The organism is Sphingomonas xinjiangensis (assembly GCF_014199255.1).
In the GTDB taxonomy this organism is placed as follows: Bacteria; Pseudomonadota; Alphaproteobacteria; order Sphingomonadales; family Sphingomonadaceae; genus Sphingomonas; species Sphingomonas xinjiangensis.
In genome coordinates, this window is sequence record NZ_JACIJF010000001.1 from 575,995 (window position 1) to 592,591 (window position 16,597).

A 16,597-nucleotide genomic window follows, 5' to 3' on the forward strand; every position below is an offset into this window, starting at 1 on the left:
GTTGCGCCTCTCGGTAGTTGCCTGCGCGACGGTGAAACAGGAGCAGTTGGACCAGTGAGCCACCCCAAGCATATTCTGCTCGTCACCGGAATGTCCGGCGCCGGAAAGTCGACCGTGCTTCGCACGCTGGAAGATCTGGGCTGGGAGGTGGTAGACAATCTCCCCCTCCTGCTGCTGGATCGCCTGCTCGACACCGCCCCTGCCGCTGGGTCTCAGGGCGACGACGACCGCCCACTGGCGATTGGCATCGGCACGCAAACACGGGGCTTCAACGCCGAAAGCATCGTACGGCGCATCAAGAAGCTTCAGGAAGACCACGGCCATCACGTCGGCACGCTGTATTTGGAATGCTCGGGGTCCGAGCTCGAGCGCCGCTACAGCGAAACTCGCCGTCGCCATCCTCTGGCGCAAGACCGCCCGGCCAGCGACGGTATCGCCCGTGAGCGCGAGCTGCTGATCCCGCTTCGCCGCTGGTCAAACCGGCTGATCGACACCACCAATTTGTCATCCAACGAACTGGCGCACCAGATTCGCACCACTTTTTCGGGGGATGGCTTGGGCAAGACGGTACTCACGATCGCCTCATTCGGCTTCGCCCGCGGCCTGCCCCGCGACGCGGATCTCGTCTTCGACATGCGTTTCCTGCGCAATCCCCATTGGGAGCCCCTGCTACGCCCCGGTACTGGCAAGGACGCCGATGTCTCTGCCTATATCGTCGAAGATCCTGCCTACGCCCCTGCGATGGCACAGATCGAGGCGCTGCTGCTCCTGCTGCTCCCCCGCTACGAGGCGGAGGGGAAGTCCTACGTTACGGTGGCGTTTGGCTGTACCGGCGGGAGACACCGGTCGGTACATGTCGCCGAACGGATGGCGCGCCGGTTGCGCGAAGAAGGATTTTCGCTCACGGTGACACACCGCGATTTGCAGACCGCACCGCAGGACTCGCTGGAAGGAGCCCCGGTCACTATTTCGGGGGGCGGAGTTTGAAATGATAGGTTTGGTACTCGTGACGCATGGACGTCTCGCCGAGGAGTTCGTCGTCGCGATGGAGCATGTGGTAGGCCAGCAGGAGCGGATCGCACCGATCTGCATTGGCCCCGAGGATGATATGGAAGGCCGCCGCGCCGACATCGCCGACGCGATTACCCGCGTCGATGAAGGGCAAGGGGTGATCGTGTTGAGCGATCTATTCGGCGGCACGCCGTCTAATCTCGCCATCTCGCTCATGGAAGCCGGACGGATCGAAGTGATCGCCGGTATCAACCTACCCATGCTGATCCGCCTGGGCAGCGCGCGCAAGACGATGAAGGTCACCGACGCAGTGTCGGCTGCCCGCGATGCAGGCCGCAAGTATATCACCATCGCGTCCGAGGTGCTTGGGGAAGCCGCCGCGTGAGCCGCTGCTCGCGCACCGTCGCCATCGAAAACCGCCGTGGGCTGCATGCCCGGGCAAGCATGGCATTCGTCACCCTTGCCTCTACTCAGCCTGTCGAGCTGACCGTTGAAAAGGACGGGAACAGCGCTTCAGGCACTTCGATCCTCGACCTGATGATGTTGGGTGCCGCCAAGGGCGACTCGATCACGATCAGCGCCGAAGGCGATGGCGCGGAGACCGCCGTGCAAGCGCTCGCCGAACTGGTCGAAGCTCGCTTCGGCGAGGACTGACCTGCCCCACCCGCTTGCGAGACGCGTGACAGGAGGGCATGAGCGGCCAATGCCCCGCGAAATCACTGCCTTTTCCAACCCGCTGATCAAGCGCGTCCGCCAGCTGCGCGAGAAGCGTCACCGCAAGGAAGAAGGCCTGTTCCTCGCCGAAGGACTGCGCATCCTCACCGAGGCGCGCGAGGCGGGGCGCTTGCCCGAGTTCCTGTTCTTCGCGCGTGACAATGCGCATCACCCGCTGGTTCGCGCCTTGGTCGCGGACACCGAGGCGGCAGGCGGCGACGCTATCGAGACCAACGCCGACATCCTGTCCAAGTTGTCTGGCAAGGACAACCCCGGTGCGGTCGTCGGCGTTTACCCGGAGTTTGGCCCGGCGCTCGACGATCTGGACCGCAGCACCGCACCCATCTGGCTTGTGGCCGAACGGCTGCGCGATCCCGGCAACCTTGGCACGATCCTGCGCACAGGCGATGCGACCGGCGCGGGCGGGCTGATCCTGATTGATGATTGCGTAGATCCGTTTTCCGTCGAGGCGGTGCGTGCCAGCATGGGGGCTTTGTTTACCGTACCCGTCGTGCGCACCAGCTGGGACGCATTCCAACCCTGGCTGCGTTCAGGGCCCGGGCAACTGGTCGGGCTCAGTCTGGATACCGATCATGATTACCAGGTGCCACGCTACGATGCGCCGACTTTCCTCCTTACCGGGAATGAGGCACAGGGCATGCCCGACTTCATGGCGGCCGAATGCGACCTACTCGTAAAGATCCCAATGCTGGGTAAGGCCGACAGCCTCAACGCCGCCGTTGCCACCGCCGTAATGGCGTATGAAGTGCTCAATCAGCAACGCTGTGGCTAATCCTCGATCGCCATCGCCGGTTCAGCCCAGCGGTCCTACGGTGGCCAGTGAAGGAGACGCCCATGCGCCTAGCTGCCGCCATCGCCTTTGGCCTGATCGTAACGCTTGCCGCGCAAGCGCAGCCGCAATCCTATCGCGCGCTCGGCACGGAGCCATTCTGGTCGCTGACGATCGACAACAACAAGATGCGCTATCAGCCCGCCGATGGGCGTCCTGTTACCGTCGCTACGCCTCGCGTTCACACCAGCGCGGCCGGCGACCGCTATCAGACCCGCGTTATGACGGTGTCGATCACCCATCTTCGCTGCAGCGACGGTATGAGCGACCGCGTTTACCCAGACACAGTCGCCATTCGAATGGGCAAGCTCGTCCGCAAAGGCTGTGGCGGCAACCCGATCGGCGCGGCCGCCGCTACGCTGCTGGAAGGCGAGTGGAACATCGAGGCCATTGACGGGCGTCCTCCTGCCGCGCGGAGCAACCCGTATATCGCCTTCCGCGGTGCACGGCTAAGTGGCAATACCGGCTGCAACCGCTTCAGCGGTGGGTTCGGCTTCGCGCAAGGGCGTGTGCAAGCCGGTGCGCTCGCGACGACACGCCGTGCCTGTGTCGGCAATGGCGTCGCCGCACAGGAACGCCGGCTGCTAACCTTGTTATCACGAAAGCTCAGCGTCAGCCGCAACCCGGCGAGTAAACTGGTCCTGACTGCCCCGGACGGTGGCGGACTGGTCCTGGCGCCCCGCTAACGCCGGGTAGGCACGCACTAGAGAAGCGCCCCAGCAACCCTACTCCGCCGCCCGCGCCCCGACATCCTCGGCATCCGCTCCGGGCGCCGGCAGCAATTCCACAGCAGGAGCCTTCGCCACGACATCCACCGTTTCGATCGCAGTAAGCTCGGAATTGCCGGTATCCACATTCAGCGCCTGGAAGCGCCGCGCCGACACCATCACACGGCCTTCGAAGCTCGATACGAACTTGTTGTAATTCTCGACCGCACTGTTGAGCCCGCCGCCCACACGCTTCAGGTGAGTCGCCGCAGTAGCGAGCCTTTCGTACATCTCCTTGCCCAGCTTGCCGATTTCGCGCGCATCCTCGGTCAGCTTCTGCTGCCGCCACATCGCCGCGACCGTACGGGCGAGCGGCAGGAACGCGGAAGGCCCGGCGATGATCACGCGGTTGCGCGCCGCGCGCTCCCAAAGCTCCATGTCGATCTCCAGCGCGCTCGACAGGAAATTGTCCCCAGGAATGTACATGATGACGAAGTCGGGCGCCTTATCGAACTGCGCCCAATAGGCTTTGCGCGACAGCGCGTCGGCATGGTTGCGCACCGCGCGGGCATGTGCCGCCAGCGCCGCTTGCCGCTCCTCGGCAGAAGTAGCCTCCGCAGCTTGCAGATACGCGTCCAGCACGCATTTCACGTCGACGATGAGTTGCTGATCGCCCGGCAGGCGGATGATGAAATCGGGCCGAAGCATACCGTCTTCGGTGGTGACCGATACCTCGGAGGCGAAATCGACATGTCCGTCCAGTCCGGCAAGCTCGATCAGGTTGCGGAACTGCTGCTCTCCCCACCGTCCGCGCGTTTTGGGGGCGGCACGTAGCGCGTTGACCAGCTTGGCAGTTTCAGTTCGCGTTTCGCCAAGCCCCGCCTGAACTGCGGAGATCGCCTCCTTCAACGCGCCATAGCTGTCGTGGCGGTCCTTCTCGACGCGCTGCAAGCCTTCCTCATAGCGCTTCAGCGTTGATTCGACCGGGTGAAGCAGTGCCTTGAGCTTGGCTTCGTTCTTCTCGCCGGCTTGGTTGAACCGCGCATCGGCGCGTTCCAGGAAACTCTTCTGCGCCTCGCCCAGCATGTTCGCGGCGAGTTCGCGGAACTGCCCCGCCATCACTTCGCGCGCGCCGACGAACTCCGCCAGCCGCTCTTCGAACGCGCCTGCCTTCGCCTTCAGCTCGGCGTGCTCCAGTCGGGCAAGGTCGCGCTCGTCGCGAATGCGCGAAAGCTCAGCGCGCAGGCCGGGCAACTCGCCGGCCCGTTCTTCCGCCGCGGCGAGATCCATGATCGCGGCTTTGAAGTCCGCCTCCCGCCGGTCGCGCTCGACGCGTAGCTGCGCCGCGCCCCGGCCGCCAAGCAGCCAGCCGACAAGGATGCCGGCCAGCAGGGCAACGACGATCAGCACGAAAGCAACGGGTTCCAACGCAAGCCTCCAAGAACAGAAGGCGAACCTAGCCGTCGGGTGCGAAGGGAGCAAGCGCAAGCTGACACGGCAGGCCTCCGCCTGCCGCGAAGGTTCAGGCGGCGCGGCGCAGCTTTGCCAGCTTCTTCATGATCATGTCCCGCTTGAGACGCGAGAGATGGTCGAGAAAGACGATGCCTTCCAGGTGATCCATCTCGTGCTGGATGCAGGTGGCGAGCAGTCCGTCGAACACCTCATCATGCGACTCGCCCTTGTCGTCGAGCCACTTCACGCGGCACCGTGCGGGGCGCTCGATGTCGGCGAACTGCTCGGGGATCGACAGACAGCCTTCGGTGTAGACCGACAGCTCTTCAGACGGCTCCGAGATCTCGGGATTGATGAACACGCGGGGATGCCGGATCGGCTTGCCTTCTTCGTCTTCCTCCTCCTGAAGATCCATGACTACCACCCGCTTGGCGACGCCGATCTGGATCGCTGCCAGCCCGATGCCGGGTGCGTCGTACATCGTGTCGAACATGTCGGTGATGAGCTGGCGCACGCCATCATCCACCTCCGCCACGGGCTGGGAGACAAGGCGCAAGCGCGGATCGGGTACTTCGACGATAGGGAGAATGGCCATGGCGCCGAAATAGTCGCGGTCCCGGCCTGCCGCAAGCGGCTGCGTGCGTCAGGCAACCGGCCGCCGCGCGCGGAGCGCCTGGGCCAGCGTTCCCTCGTCCAGATAGTCGAGCTCCCCCCCGACCGGCAGCCCATGCGCAAGCTGGGTGATCCGCACCGGATAGGTCTCCAGCCGCTCGGCTACGTAATGCGCCGTGGTCTGCCCATCCAGCGTTGCGTTCATCGCCAGCACCACTTCATCCACGCCGCCGCCCGACACACGGCGAACCAGGCTGTCGATGCGCAGATCCTCCGGCCGCACTCCCTCCAGCGCCGAGAGCCGGCCACCTAACACGTGAAACTTGCCGGGGAACAGCCGCGCACGGTCGAGTGCCCACAGGTCGGCGACTTCCTCCACCACGCACAAGGCACGCGCGTCGCGGCGCGGGTCGGCGCAGATCGCGCAGGGATCCAAGGTGTCAACATTGCCGCAGACCTGGCACGTGCTCAGCCGCTGGCTGACCGCGCCGAGCGCCGACAATAACGGCTCAAGCGCGGTCTCACGCTTCTTGAGCAAGTGCAGCACCGCACGGCGCGCAGAGCGCGGTCCAAGTCCTGGGAGCCGCGACAGGGCTTGGGTGAGTGCCTCGATTTCGGGAGAAGCCATGAAACCCGACATAGGGACTTGCGCCCGGCCCTGCCAAGCGGTTGAGGGGTTCCATGCGGATCATCTTCATGGGCACTCCCGAATTCGCCGTCCCCGTGCTCGACGTTCTGGTCGACGCGGAAAACGATGTCGTCGCGGTGTACAGCCAGCCGCCGCGCCGGGCCGGACGGGGCAAGCAGCTCACCCCCTCACCGGTGCATGCGCGTGCTAACCTGCTGGGACTGAACGTGTCTACTCCCACCAGTCTGCGCGACGCCGATGCGCAGGCAGCATTTGCGGCGCACGACGCCGATGTGGCGGTCGTCGCCGCTTATGGCCTGATCCTCCCCCGCCCCGTACTCACAGCGCCGCGTCTCGGATGCCTGAACGTCCACGCCTCGCTGCTGCCGCGCTGGCGCGGCGCGGCGCCCATCCAGCGCGCGATCCTGGCCGGCGACGCCGAAACCGGCGTTGGCATCATGCAGATGGAAACGGGGCTCGACACCGGACCGGTTCGCCTGGAAGGCCGCACGCCCATTGCCGGCAAGAACGCCGGCGACCTCACCCGGGAACTCAGCGCCATGGGCGCCCGGCTGATGGCGCAGGTCCTGGCCGATCCCGACGCCTACCCGCCCGTGACCCAAGCCGAGCAGGGTATTACCCACGCGCCCAAGATCGACAAGGCAGAAGCACGGCTGGACTTCACGCGGGACGCAGCCGCAGTCGAGCGCCAGGTCCGCGCGTTCAACCCGGCACCTGGCGCGTTCTTCGGATGGAGCGGCGAACGCATCCGCGTCCACGCCGCGAGCGTCGTGCAAGGTGAGGCAGGTGCTCCCGGCACCGTGCTCGACACCGCGCTCACCGTCGCCTGCGGCGCCGATGCGATCCGGCCGACGCTGGTGCAGCGCGCCGGGCGCGGGGTCATGACCACCGAAGAACTGCTCCGCGGCTTCGCCATCCCCGCAGGTTCGCAGCTTTGACTCGATTTGCCCTGACCGTCGAGTTCGACGGGCGGCCATTCATGGGATGGCAGCGCCAGGCCCATGGCCCGAGCGTTCAGCAGGCGATTGAGGATGCCGCACATCTCGTCACAGGCGAGCGCGCGATCGTCCACGCCGCCGGACGCACCGATGCAGGCGTCCATGGCCTTGGCATGCGCGCACATCTCGACATCGCGCGTGAAATCACGCCCTTCCGCCTGATGGAGGCGCTCAACGCTCGCCTGCGCCCCCATCCCGTAGCGATCCTGGACTGCGTCGCCGTGCCCGGCGATTGGCACGCCCGCTTCACGTGCCGGGCACGGCATTACGAGTACCGCATCGTCAATCGCCGCGCGCCGCTGACCTGGGAAAAGGGACTCGCCTGGCGCTTAGCCAATCCACTCGACACGGATGCAATGTGCGCAGCCGCGCAGCACCTGGTCGGCCTGCACGATTTTACGACCTTCCGTTCGGTGCATTGCCAATCCGCCAGCCCGGTCAAGACACTCGACCGCCTCGACGTCGCGTGCGACGCCGACCGCGTCGTGATCCGGGCGTCGGCCCGCTCGTTCCTGCATCACCAGGTCCGCTCGATGGTCGGCTGCCTCGCACTGGTGGGGCAAGGCCGGTGGAGCGCGGCCGATCTGTGCGCCGCACTCGACGCGAAGGACCGCGCCCGTCTCGGCCTTAACGCGCCGCCCGACGGCCTGTTCTTCGTCCGCGCCGACTATCCCTAGCGGCTGAACCGCGCCGCCAGTTCGACATGCGTCGACCAGCGGAACTGCCCCACCGGCTGCACCCAGTCGAGCCGATACCCACCCTTGCACAAAGCCTCCGCATCCCGCGCGAACGTATTGGGATTGCACGAAACATAGGCGACCACCGGAACCTTGGACGCGGCGATCTCCGCCGCCTGTTCCCGCGCGCCGGCGCGAGGCGGATCAAGCACCACCGCATCGAAGTGATCGAGATCGCTTGGCGCCACCGGCCGCCGGAACAGGTCGCGGTGATCGGCGAAGACCGTGCGCTGCGCCCGCGCCGCAGCAGCCTTGAGCGCCAGGATCGGATCGCGCGCCGCTTCGGCGGCATAGACGCGCGCCTGAGGCAAGGCGAAGGTGAAGGTCCCAAGCCCCGCGAACAAATCGGCCACGGCGCGCGCGCTGCCGACGATCTCGCGCACCACCTTCACCAGTGCTGCCTCGCCTTCGCGCGTCGCCTGAAGGAAATTGCCAGGTGGGAACGGCACCGCGACGCCGCCCAGCGTGACGGTGACCGGCTCGGGTTCCCACCTTGCGGTCGGGCCGAAACCCTCATCCATCGAAAAGCGCGCCAGCTGATGGCGATGCGCGAAGGCCGTGATCGCCTCGGCCGCCGCAAGTCCTTCGGCTTCCAGCCCGTCGATCAGCACGTCGCGGCCCTGATCGGTCTGCGCCAGATGCACGTTGATCCGGCGATTGCCCGGGATCAGCGCGGCCAACATGCCCCGCAAAGGACCCACCAGCTGGAACAGTTCCGGAGCCAGGATCCAGCATTCCTCGATATCGATCAGCGTGTGGCTGTTCTGCTCGGTAAAGCCCATCCGCACCTGCCGGCCACGCCGCTCAGCATGCAGCGTCGCGCGTCGGCGCGTGTTCGGCGGCGACAGTAAGGGCGTGCGAATCTCGGTCTCCAGCCGCTGTGCCGCGAGCGCGCCGGCGATCCGGTCGACGATGAAGCCGCTCCACGCGTGATCGTCCAGGTGCTGAAGCTGGCAACCGCCACATGCGGGGAAGTGCTTGCAAGGCGGCTGCTGGTAATGTGCGCCGCGGGTCAAGCCGCCATCGGCACGCAAGATATCGCCCGGCGCGGCGAAGGGCACGTGCCGGCCATCCGCTGTCACGCCATCGCCCCGTCCGGCGACGCGAACGATCTCATCCTGATTCAAAGACATTCGCCAACCGCTTCAGAAATATGCTTGATCATGTCGTCAGCATAGAACGCCGGACCCGCCAACCGTGCGGCGCGGCCATGCAGCCATGCCGCGGCCTCCGCAGCCTGAACGCCCTTGCTACCCTGCGCCACTTGCGCCGCCAGCACGCCGGCCAGGACGTCGCCCGTCCCCGCCGTCGATAGCCAGGACGACCCGCCCGCCAGAACCCGCACCGCCCCCTTGGGCGATGCCATCACGGTGTCCGCGCCCTTGTGGACGATCGTCGCGCCTGTCGCGCGTGCGGCGGCCAATGTGCGCTCGATCTTGCTGCCATCGAATCCGAACATCCGGTCGAACTCGCCCGAATGTGGCGTGAGCCAAGTCGGCGCCTGGCGGGACTGAAGCCAGGAAGCGGCGTTGGTGCCCAGCAGGCTCAGCGCGTCACCATCTAGGATCAAGGGCTTTTCCGCCGCGAATGCCGCGCGCAAATACCCATCGGCATTGCCGTCGCGCCCCAATCCGGGGCCGAGCACGACCGCATCGATCCGGTCCCATTCGAGGAACTCGGCAAGATCGGTGCTGGTCCCAAAGGCTCGGCGAACCAGGGCGTCGGGGCCGCCCTGCCACGGCTTCTCCCCCGCCAACACGACATAGCCCGAACCTGCCGTCATCGCGGCCAACGCGGACAGGCGCGCGGCGCCCGGCATCGCGCCTTCGATCACCACCACCAATCCGCGGCTATATTTATGGCTATGGGCGTGGGGGGTAACGAGTTGCGGCCGCCCGGCCGTGCGCCACCCCGTATCGCTGTCGATCCCGATGTCGGCGAGCAGGATTCGCCCGCAACGCTCTAACCCGGCGTCGAGCAGGTGACCCGGCTTCAATGCGCCCAGGGCGAGCGTCACGTCGATGCCGGCGGGAGCGCCGAGATCCGCGCCCGTATCGCTATCCAGCCCTGAGGGCACATCGATCGACAGCGTGAACTCGGCCTGGGCGCACAGATCAGCGAACACCGCGGCGAGACCGCGCTCCAGCGGCCGCATCAGCCCTGTGCCGAACAGCCCGTCGACCAATACAGGGCGCGGACGCGCGGCATAGAGCGACGTCGTCGCGCCGTGCCACAGCGCCTGCATCCGCTCGGCGGCGCCGGCCTTTGGCGCACCGGTCGCGACGACGCTGACGTCCAGCCCCTCACGCTGCAAAAGCCTAGCAGCAACATAGGCATCGCCGCCATTGTTACCAGGACCTGCGAGGATCAGGATCGGTCGCCCCATTGCGAAACGTGCGGTTTCGCGGGCGACCGCCTCACCCGCCCGCTCCATCAGTTCATCCTGCGACACGCCCGATGCGAAGACTGCCTGTTCGGCGTCGACCATCTGTTCGGCGGTAAGGATCGGCGCGTTGGCAGGGATCATCGCGCGGCGCCCTGCGCGCGGACCGTCGCCGGCAAACGATAGCGGGCACCACCCAGCGCCACCTCGATCGTGTCCGGCCCGGTCACCGTCACGACGGCCGGCTCAGCCCCATCGGCCGCGACCACGCCGCGCCCATCGCTGGTGACCGACAGCCGGTGAAAGCCGCCTTCGGGCTGGCGCAGGGTCAGGAAAAGGCCGTCCTGCGACTGCACCCGATCCACCGAACAGCTGCGGGTGAACGCGTCGGCCCCCGGCGGGGCACAATCGATCTTGCCTTCAGCGTTGGCGATCGCCTGTTGCTGCGCCGCACGCTGCGCCTCGGCCGGCTTGTCGGGAAGCGCCGGGTGGCACGCTGACAAGGCCAGCAGAGCGCCCCCGATCATCGCCAGCTTCACGCGCGCCTGCTCCCCGCCCGGGAAGCGGGCAACCTTGATTCAGATATCGGCGTACACATGGCGTTCGGCGCTGGCTCCCGGGTGCGTCACCGCGCCCTTATAGGCCGGGCCGACGGTTCGGGAAAAGCGCCAGAGCGCGCCGGATTGATAGTCGTTGACGCGCGGCTGCCACCGGGCGCGCCGCTCGGCGATCACGGCAGCAGGCACGTCGAGATCGATGGTCCCAGCCTCGGCGTCGATTCGGATGCTATCACCGTCCTCGACCAGTGCGATCGGCCCGCCTTCGGCAGCCTCCGGACCGACATGGCCGATGCAGAAGCCCCGGGTGCCACCCGAGAAGCGCCCGTCGGTGATCAGCGCGACCTTCTCACCCATGCCCAGGCCATAGAGTGCCGCGGTGGTCGACAGCATCTCGCGCATGCCGGGGCCGCCCTTGGGCCCTTCATAGCGGATGACGATCACTTCGCCTTCGCGGATCGCGCGCTGCTCGACCGCGGCAAAGGCGTCTTCCTCGCAATCGAAGCAGCGCGCCGGCCCTTCGAACTGCAACCGGTGCATGCCCGCCACCTTCACGATCGCTCCATCGGGTGCAAGCGAGCCGCGCAGGCCGACCACGCCGCCGGTGGGGGTCAGCGGCGTCTTGACGTCATAGATGACCTTTTGATCCGGGTTCCAGGTGACCTGATCGATATTCTCCGCCAGCGTCTTGCCCGAGACAGTGATGCAATCGCCATGCAGATACCCGCCCGCCAGCAGCGTCTTCATCAGCATGTACACGCCGCCCGCTTCGTACATGTCCTTGGCGACATAGCGGCCGCCCGGCTTCAGGTCGGCGATATAGGGCGTCGTCTTGAAGATCTCGGCCACGTCGAACAGGTCGAACGCGATCCCGGCCTCGCTGGCCATCGCCGGCAGGTGCAGCGCGGCGTTGGTCGAGCCTCCGGTCGCTGCCACCACACGCGCCGCATTCTCGAACGCGTCGCGCGTGCAGATGTCGCGCGGGCGCAGATTGCGGGCGATCAGCTCCATCACCTGCGCGCCGGCGGCATGCGCCACTTGTTCACGGCTGGTATATGGTGCCGGCGCCATGTTACTGTTCGGCAATGATAATCCGATAGCCTCGGCGACGCATGCCATGGTGTTGGCAGTGAACTGCCCGCCACACGCGCCGGCACCCGGACACGCGACCTTTTCAAGGTCATGGACTTCGGACAAGGGGCAGGCGCCGGCAGCGTAGCGTCCAACCGCTTCGAACACGTCGACCACGGTGACGTCCTTGTCGTGGAAGCGGCCCGGCAGGATCGACCCGCCATAGACGAAGATCGACGGCACGTTGAGGCGCAGCATCGCCATCATCATGCCCGGCAGCGACTTGTCGCACCCAGCGAAACCGACCAGCGCGTCATAGCAGTGCCCGCGCACGCTGAGTTCGACCGAGTCCGCGATCACTTCGCGGCTGATCAGCGACGACTTCATGCCCTGATGGCCCATGGCGATGCCATCGGTCACGGTGATGGTGTTGAACCGCCGCGGCATGCCGCCGCCTGCGATCACCCCCCGGCGTGCCACTTCGGCCTGCGCGTCGAGGGTGATGTTGCACGGCGCGCTGTCATTGCCGGCCGAGGCGACGCCGACGAACGGCTTGGCGATATCCTCTTCGGGGATACCCATCGCATAATAGTAGCTGCGGTGCGGCGCCCTTTCGGGCCCTACCGAGACATGGCGGCTGGGGAGCTTGGTCTTGTCGAACTGGTGAGTCATAGCGCGACAGGCTATTGCGCGGGAGAACTCCCGCACGCAAGACTATTGCGCAAAGAATTTGCGAGGCCGGCGAGCAGGACCGTCCACCGCGCCAGGCCCGCATCGTCGTCGATCAAGTCGTTGCGGATCTCAATGGCGATCGACGCGATTCCGTTCGCCTCAGCATGGCGGTTCAGTGTCGCGTTCAAAAGCCGCCCCGAATAGGGTTCGTTGTCACCCGTGACGCATCCCTGCGCCTCCAGCCAGCGGATCGCCGGCAGCGCGGCTCGGGCGTCGCGATTGTAGAGGATCCCGGCCTCCCACGGACGATCGCTGCCGCCATGCTCCAGCCTCGGCGTGAAGCTGTGAATCGACAAGATCAGCCGCGGGCGCTGTGCACGCACCCGCGCGGCGAGCAGGCGGTGATAGGGTGCGTGGAAACGGGCGATGCGGTCGCCCCGATCAGCCTGTTCGTTGCCAGGTATCGGATGCCCGTCCGAAACGTGCGGGATCAAAGAGATGTGGTCGGGCTCGCGATGCAGGTCGATCACCAGCCGCGACACCGTCGCAAGGATCGCCGGCACGTCCAGCGCAGCGCTCAGGCTGCGGGTTAGCGGGCCCGCGCCGATGTCCACGCCGATATGGAGGTCGAGCAACTCCGGGGCGATCCCCAGCGCGATGCCGGGCGGCACAGCATTTGAGGCGTGATCGCAGAGGAGCAACACATCCTGCTGCGATCCTTCAAGAATCTCGGCTGGTGCTGTCATGGGAACACGGCCCTTCGCTTTTGTTGAAACGCGGCAAGGCCCTCGGCGAACTCGGCACCGCCGAACGCCTCGTCGAACTGCCGGTCCAGCCCTGCGCCGCCAGCCAGAGTGCGCTTGAGCAGCCGCACCGCGCCGGGCGCGTTGCCGGCGATGGTTCCGGCAAGTTCGCGTGCGGCGTCGAGGGCGCTGGTCGCGCGCAGTTCGGCCAGCCCGTATCGCGCGGCGGTGTCGGCATCGGCTCGCGCGGCGCTGAACAGCATCGCCGCGGCACGCCCGCGTCCGACCTGGCGCACCAACCGCGCGACATCCTGCGCAGGATAGCCGATCCCCAGCCGGGCTGGGGTGACGGCGAACACGGCATCGTCGCCGGCGATGCGCAGGTCGGCAGCGAGCGCAAGCGCCACGCCCGCCCCAAAACAGCCGCCGTCGACGGCCGCGATCAATGGCATCGGCAGCGCGGCTATGGCCTCTATCGCGCCGCGCATCGCCTCGCGAAAGCGCCGACGCAGCGCCGGGTCGGTCTGAAGCGTAGCCAATTCAGCGATGTCCGCCCCGGCCGAAAACACGCCCGGGCTGGTGGAATGGAGGACAACGGCCCGCGCCTGGGCAACCTGCGCGGTGACCTCGGCTAGCGCTTCCCAGCCGGCGATCGGCAGCGCATTGCGGGCTTCCGGGCGATGCAGCGCGATGCAGGCGACGGGGCCATCGTGCGTGACGTGGATCATGTGACGGCTCTGCCCGATCGGGCAGAGCCTGTCACGGTGGCGCGGGACATGCCGGGCCATCGGCGGACGATCCGGGACAGCCCGTCTGATCCGCTGTCCTGAGCTTTGCCCTCGAACTCTCAACGCCGGCTTAGCACGCGTGGTAAACGCTCAGCGCAGCGTCGTGGCGACGCTCCACCAGCCGGTCCTGCGCAGCGCAATGTGAGCCGCACCACGCTCCACCTCGGTGTCGAACAACGCGAAACACGTCGCTCCCGAACCCGACATCCGTGAAAGCATTGCGCCGCATTGTTCAGACAAGATATGAAGAACTTCGGCAATTACGGGCGCCACGGTGATCGCAGGCGCCTCAAGATCGTTGCGCCCTTCCAGCGGATTGGAGCCAAGCTCGCCGCGATCGACGCCGTCCCAGCGGCGGAAAACCTCCGCCGTGGATACCGCTACTCCGGGATTGACCAGCAGCGCCGGGGTACCGGGTCGGCCCGGCACCGGCTCCAGCTGCTCGCCACGCCCGCGCCCGATCGCCGTGCGCCCAAGCAGGCAAACCGGCACGTCCGACCCTAGCGCATCGGCGATCCCGAACAGCGCCGGATCGTCGAGCGCGATCCCGTGCAGCCGCGCCAGCGCCCGCAGCGTCGCCGCGGCATCCGCCGACCCGCCGCCGATCCCCGAGGCGACCGGCAGGTGCTTCTCCAGTTCGATGGCGTACTCGCCCCCGCCAAAGCGCTCGCGAAAGCGCGTCGCCGCTCGCGTGACAAGGTTGTCGCCCTCGTCCGACAACGCGGCCCCGAACGGCCCCGTGATGATCAAGCTCGCCTGAGCGGCAGGCGCTACCCGAACCGTGTCGCCGAAGTCCACGAATGCGAACAGCGTTTCCAGCTCATGATACCCGTCCGCACGGCGCGCCCGGACATGCAGCGCCAGGTTGAGCTTGGCGGGCGCTTCCTCGACGATCACCACACCGTCCTCACATGTTGGGATAATTGGGCCCGCCCCCGCCTTCAGGCACTACCCAGTTGATGTTCTGGGTAGGGTCCTTGATGTCGCAAGTCTTGCAGTGGACGCAGTTCTGCGCGTTGATCTGGAAGCGCGGCTCGCCAGCTTCCTCCACCACTTCATACACCCCCGCCGGGCAGTAACGCTGCGCCGGCTCGGCATAGACCGGCAGGTTGAATCGGATCGGCACGTCCGGATCCTTCAGCGTTAAATGGACCGGCTGATCCTCCTCATGATTGGTGTTCGAGATGAACACCGAGGAGAGCCGGTCGAAGGTCAGCACACCATCGGGCTTGGGATAGTCGATCTTACGGGCATGCTCGGCCCGCCACAGGCTCTCATGATCGGGCCTGTGCTTCATAGTGATCGGCCAGCGCAGGCCCAGCGTCTCCATCCACATCGCCGCGCCCGCCGCCAGCGTGCCCCAGGTATCGCCGAACTTCTTGACCAGCGGCGCGACGTTGCGAACGGTGCGCAGCTCCTTGTAGACCCAGCTCTTCTCATATGCTTGCGGATAAGCATCGAGCGTGTCGCTCGTGCGGCCCGCCGCTACCGCCGCGAACGCAGCCTCGGCCGCCATCATCCCGCTCTTCATCGCGGTATGCGTGCCCTTGATCCGCGGCACGTTGAGGAATCCTGCCGTGTCGCCGATCAGCGCCGCGCCCGGCATCACCAGCTTGGGCACCGACTGCCATCCGCCCTCGCTGATCGCCCGCGCACCATAGGACACACGCTTGCCGCTTTCGAGCAGCGCAGCGATCTCGGGATGGGTCTTCCAACGCTGCATCTCGTGGAAGGGCGAGAGATACGGGTTCTTGTAGCTCAGCCACACAACGAAGCCGAGCGCCACCTGCCCGTCGGCCTGATGGTACAGGAAGCCGCCGCCGTTGGACTCGCCTTCCTTCAGCGGCCAGCCTTGGGTATGCACCACCTTACCGGGCACATGCTTCTTGGGATCGATGTCCCACAATTCCTTGATGCCGATGCCATAGACCTGCGGCTGCGCGTCGCTGCACAAGTCGAACTGGCGCTGCAGCTGCTTGGACAGGTGCCCGCGCACGCCCTCAGCAAAGAAGGTGTATTTGGCGTGCAGTTCCAGTCCCGGCTGATAATCGCCCTTGTGCGTGCCGTCGCGCGCCACGCCCATGTCGCCGGTCGCGACGCCCTTCACGCTGCCATCCTCGTTGAAGAGGATCTCGGCCGCGGCGAAGCCGGGGAAGATCTCGACGCCCATTTCCTGCGCCTTGTCGGCCAGCCACCGGCATAAATTGCCGAGAGACCCGGTATAGGTGCCCTTGTTGTGCAGGAAGGGTGGGGTCAGGAACTCGGGAAAGCTCGACTTGCCCGTCTCGCTCAGCACCCAGTGATGGTTCTCGGTCACCGGCGTGCTTGCCAGCGGACAGCCATCCTCGCGCCAGGTCGGCAGCAATTCGTCGAGCGCCTTGGGATCGATCACCGCGCCCGACAGGATATGGGCGCCGACCTCAGATCCCTTCTCCAGGATGCAGACCGACAGCTCCTGCCCCGCCTGCTCCGCCAGCTGCTTCAGCCGGATCGCCGCCGACAGGCCCGATGGGCCCGCCCCGACGATCACGACGTCATAGGGCATCGACTCCCGCTCGCTCATCCTCTTTATCCTCGCGAAACTCATCAAAGGCCGTACAGGTCGCGCTTGTCGTCGCGCGTCCGCCACGTCCTGCCTGCCGCGTCGATGAAG

General features: G+C 66.4%; 18 protein-coding genes. 7 read left to right on the forward strand and 11 right to left on the reverse strand.

Annotated elements, in window-relative coordinates; genetic code table 11:
- Positions 1-54 precede the first annotated feature (54 nt).
- The 5 genes from rapZ to FHT02_RS03035 all read left to right on the forward strand — a co-directional run bounded on the left by rapZ (position 55) and on the right by FHT02_RS03035 (position 3,261).
- On the forward strand, positions 55-987 hold the full coding sequence (rapZ, locus tag FHT02_RS03015) for an RNase adapter RapZ (RefSeq protein WP_184084046.1): 933 nt from the start codon (positions 55-57) through the stop codon (positions 985-987).
- 1 nt (position 988) lies between these two features.
- The gene (locus FHT02_RS03020; RefSeq protein WP_184084048.1) at positions 989-1,396 is read left to right on the forward strand and encodes a PTS sugar transporter subunit IIA; all 408 of its coding nucleotides are present in this window, start codon (positions 989-991) and stop codon (positions 1,394-1,396) included.
- Positions 1,393-1,665 carry an HPr family phosphocarrier protein gene (locus FHT02_RS03025; protein WP_184084050.1) on the forward strand — a complete coding sequence of 91 codons (273 nt, stop codon included), beginning with the start codon at positions 1,393-1,395 and terminating at the stop codon, positions 1,663-1,665. Before FHT02_RS03020 ends, FHT02_RS03025 begins: the two co-directional genes overlap by 4 nt.
- Positions 1,666-1,714: 49 nt before the next feature.
- Positions 1,715-2,518: a TrmH family RNA methyltransferase gene (locus tag FHT02_RS03030; RefSeq protein WP_184084052.1), complete on the forward strand. Its 804-nt coding sequence runs from the start codon at positions 1,715-1,717 to the stop codon at positions 2,516-2,518.
- Positions 2,519-2,580: 62 nt separating this feature from the next.
- Complete coding sequence (locus tag FHT02_RS03035) at positions 2,581-3,261, forward strand: META domain-containing protein (protein ID WP_184084054.1); 681 nt, start codon at positions 2,581-2,583, stop codon at positions 3,259-3,261.
- A 39-nt stretch (positions 3,262-3,300) separates the two neighbouring features.
- Here the strand turns inward: FHT02_RS03035 and FHT02_RS03040 are convergent, their stop codons facing one another.
- From FHT02_RS03040 to recR, 3 genes are all read right to left on the reverse strand, one after another.
- Positions 3,301-4,710 (reverse strand): DNA recombination protein RmuC, encoded by a 1,410-nt coding sequence (locus tag FHT02_RS03040; protein ID WP_184084056.1) that lies wholly within the window; start codon positions 4,708-4,710, stop codon positions 3,301-3,303.
- Between the two features lie 94 nt (positions 4,711-4,804).
- A complete protein-coding gene (def, locus tag FHT02_RS03045; protein ID WP_184084058.1) occupies positions 4,805-5,329 on the reverse strand; it encodes a peptide deformylase in 525 nt (174 codons plus the stop codon).
- A gap of 48 nt (positions 5,330-5,377) precedes the next feature.
- The gene (gene recR, locus FHT02_RS03050; protein ID WP_184084060.1) at positions 5,378-5,974 is read right to left on the reverse strand and encodes a recombination mediator RecR; all 597 of its coding nucleotides are present in this window, start codon (positions 5,972-5,974) and stop codon (positions 5,378-5,380) included.
- Between the two features lie 53 nt (positions 5,975-6,027).
- On the opposite strand from recR, the gene fmt reads away from it, so the two are divergent.
- Both fmt and truA read left to right on the forward strand, forming a co-directional pair.
- A complete protein-coding gene (gene fmt / locus FHT02_RS03055; RefSeq protein WP_184084062.1) occupies positions 6,028-6,933 on the forward strand; it encodes a methionyl-tRNA formyltransferase in 906 nt (301 codons plus the stop codon).
- Entirely contained in the window at positions 6,930-7,670 is a 741-nt protein-coding gene (truA, locus tag FHT02_RS03060) for a tRNA pseudouridine(38-40) synthase TruA (RefSeq protein WP_184084064.1), read from the forward strand. The genes fmt and truA overlap by 4 nt, the downstream gene beginning before the upstream one ends.
- Here the strand turns inward: truA and FHT02_RS03065 are convergent.
- The 8 genes from FHT02_RS03065 to FHT02_RS03100 all read right to left on the reverse strand — a co-directional run bounded on the left by FHT02_RS03065 (position 7,667) and on the right by FHT02_RS03100 (position 16,507).
- Positions 7,667-8,863: a class I SAM-dependent RNA methyltransferase gene (locus FHT02_RS03065; RefSeq protein WP_184084065.1), complete on the reverse strand. Its 1,197-nt coding sequence runs from the start codon at positions 8,861-8,863 to the stop codon at positions 7,667-7,669. The two genes, truA and FHT02_RS03065, sit on opposite strands and share 4 nt — an antisense overlap.
- The gene (locus FHT02_RS03070; RefSeq protein ID WP_184084067.1) at positions 8,854-10,257 is read right to left on the reverse strand and encodes an NAD(P)H-hydrate dehydratase; all 1,404 of its coding nucleotides are present in this window, start codon (positions 10,255-10,257) and stop codon (positions 8,854-8,856) included. Before FHT02_RS03070 ends, FHT02_RS03065 begins: the two co-directional genes overlap by 10 nt.
- Positions 10,254-10,652 carry a hypothetical protein gene (locus FHT02_RS03075; RefSeq protein WP_343056807.1) on the reverse strand — a complete coding sequence of 133 codons (399 nt, stop codon included), beginning with the start codon at positions 10,650-10,652 and terminating at the stop codon, positions 10,254-10,256. Before FHT02_RS03075 ends, FHT02_RS03070 begins: the two co-directional genes overlap by 4 nt.
- A gap of 39 nt (positions 10,653-10,691) precedes the next feature.
- A complete protein-coding gene (gene ilvD / locus FHT02_RS03080) occupies positions 10,692-12,413 on the reverse strand; it encodes a dihydroxy-acid dehydratase (RefSeq protein WP_184084071.1) in 1,722 nt (573 codons plus the stop codon).
- Positions 12,414-12,424: 11 nt separating this feature from the next.
- Positions 12,425-13,159 carry an N-formylglutamate amidohydrolase gene (locus tag FHT02_RS03085; protein WP_184084073.1) on the reverse strand — a complete coding sequence of 245 codons (735 nt, stop codon included), beginning with the start codon at positions 13,157-13,159 and terminating at the stop codon, positions 12,425-12,427.
- Positions 13,156-13,884 (reverse strand): enoyl-CoA hydratase/isomerase family protein, encoded by a 729-nt coding sequence (locus FHT02_RS03090; RefSeq protein ID WP_184084075.1) that lies wholly within the window; start codon positions 13,882-13,884, stop codon positions 13,156-13,158. The genes FHT02_RS03085 and FHT02_RS03090 overlap by 4 nt, the downstream gene beginning before the upstream one ends.
- A gap of 150 nt (positions 13,885-14,034) precedes the next feature.
- Positions 14,035-14,841, reverse strand: a complete 807-nt coding sequence (locus tag FHT02_RS03095) for a 4-(cytidine 5'-diphospho)-2-C-methyl-D-erythritol kinase (protein ID WP_184084077.1) — start codon at positions 14,839-14,841, stop codon at positions 14,035-14,037.
- Positions 14,842-14,851: 10 nt separating this feature from the next.
- A complete protein-coding gene (locus FHT02_RS03100) occupies positions 14,852-16,507 on the reverse strand; it encodes an electron transfer flavoprotein-ubiquinone oxidoreductase (protein ID WP_184084079.1) in 1,656 nt (551 codons plus the stop codon).
- Positions 16,508-16,597: the final 90 nt, after the last annotated feature.